The sequence below is a fragment of the Bacillus sp. SG-1 genome (genome assembly GCF_000181495.1).
Lineage (GTDB): Bacteria > Bacillota > Bacilli > Bacillales > Bacillaceae_B > Rossellomorea.
The window spans coordinates 1-1,640 of record NZ_ABCF01000161.1 but is presented as its reverse complement, the minus strand read 5'-3'; the positions used below and the strand labels follow the sequence as shown (position 1 = coordinate 1,640).

Genomic DNA, 1,640 nt, shown 5'->3' with positions numbered 1-1,640 from the left:
AACTTCCCCCTCCTTTACACCAAAAGAAAGCGAATCAATGATTTTCTTTCCTTTAATTACCTTTGAAACATTTTTGAGTTCCAATACTGTTTTCAATATTCTTCCCCCTTATAGTACTCTTCTGTCAGCCAGTCCCTTACTGATAATTAGCTTTAATCACTTAGCCCCTCAACGACGAAGTAATCCTTGGACATACAGTAGTTGTTAATTCCTCTAATATTTACACCTGCACATTACACTTACGGATTGATCAGCAGCAGGTTTCATTATTTCTTAAAAACCTCACACTTCAAATTGATATGATTGAAATTTGAACGACTGGATATCCCCATCGTTTCTTCATATACTATGGACATACAGTCTTTTACGAATGGAGGTGTTCCTTTGAATAAGGCTGTTGAAAAGAGGAAGAAGTGGACAGTAGAGGAAGAAAAAATAGTTACGGATACAGTTCTCAAGTTTCTGAGGGATGGAAAAGCACAAAAGGAAGCTTTCGATGAGGCCGCCCAAACCATCGGGCGAACTTCGGCTGCATGCAGTTTCCGCTGGAACAATAAATTAAAGAAAGAAACTGTTATGGAAACCGACCATACTCCTGCCTCTCCCTCTCCAATATCGCTTGAAGACTGCATCTCTTTTTTACAAGGGATAGGCTCCGAACAAGATGCCATTCATGAAAATAAAAAACTAAAAGAACAGCAGAGGAAACTCCAGAAAAAGCTGCTGGCAGCGGAAAAAACTTATAACAAGTTAAAAACAGACTATAAAGAATTACTGACACAAATTGACTTGAAGGAATTGAATGCGGTTCCTTCATTCACTATATAAAAATTTTTACAAACCGTTAACAGTAACCTGAATTTTTGACCTAATAAAAAAGCTGCCGTAACCGGCAGCTTTTTTGTTCAGTCTTTTACTCGTTTGATTTCAATGGAAGAAAGAAGTTCACTAATGACGTGGCTGGCTGCAATCAATCCTGCGACTGATGGAACAAACGCATTGGAAGAAGGCGGAAATTTTGCCTTCCTGATTTTGGCATCATCTTTACCAACTTCCTGCCTGATGTCTTCCCTGATTACAATCGGGCTCTCGTCAGAGAAAATCACTTTGACGCCTTTATGGATTCCTTCTTTTCTTAAACGGGTACGGATTACCTTCGCAAGCGGATCTGTATGCGTTTTGGATATATCCTCAATCTTAAAGCGGGTCGGATCCGTCTTATTAGCGGCACCCATGGAAGCGATCAAAGGAATATTTCTTTCAAGACATTCTTTCATCAGGTGGATCTTATAAGAAATTGTATCCGATGCATCTACAACAAAATCCAATCCGTAACTGAAGAACTCTTCATAAGTCTCTTCTGTATAAAACATTTTAAGTGCGATGACTTCGCAATCAGGATTGATATCCTTGATGCGCTCCTTCATCAGGTCGGCTTTAGGTTTACCGACGGTAGAGAGCAAAGCATGGATCTGCCGGTTGATATTGGTGATATCCACATCATCTTTATCTACAAGCACAAGCCTGCCAACGCCGGAACGTGCTAGAGCTTCAGCAGCAAAAGAGCCGACTCCGCCGATTCCCAAGACTGCCACTGTGCTGTTCTTTAGGATATCCAGGCCTTCTTTACCAATTGCCAA

Annotated in this window: 2 protein-coding genes and 1 pseudogene; 1 reads left to right on the top strand and 2 read right to left on the bottom strand. The window is 40.6% G+C overall.

The features are described 5' to 3' along the window. Positions 1-96, bottom strand: a pseudogene (locus BSG1_RS21035) (bacitracin ABC transporter ATP-binding protein); the annotation flags it as partial. A 288-nt stretch (positions 97-384) separates the two neighbouring features. On the opposite strand from BSG1_RS21035, the gene BSG1_RS19950 reads away from it, so the two are divergent. Continuing rightward, positions 385-828, top strand: coding sequence for a hypothetical protein (locus BSG1_RS19950; protein ID WP_052302415.1), 444 nt, complete (start codon positions 385-387; stop codon positions 826-828). Positions 829-905: 77 nt separating this feature from the next. Here BSG1_RS19950 and BSG1_RS19385 read toward each other — a convergent pair. Beyond that, positions 906-1,640, bottom strand: a 735-nt coding sequence (locus tag BSG1_RS19385) for a tRNA threonylcarbamoyladenosine dehydratase (RefSeq protein WP_156791538.1), incomplete at its 5' end; no start/stop codon positions are given.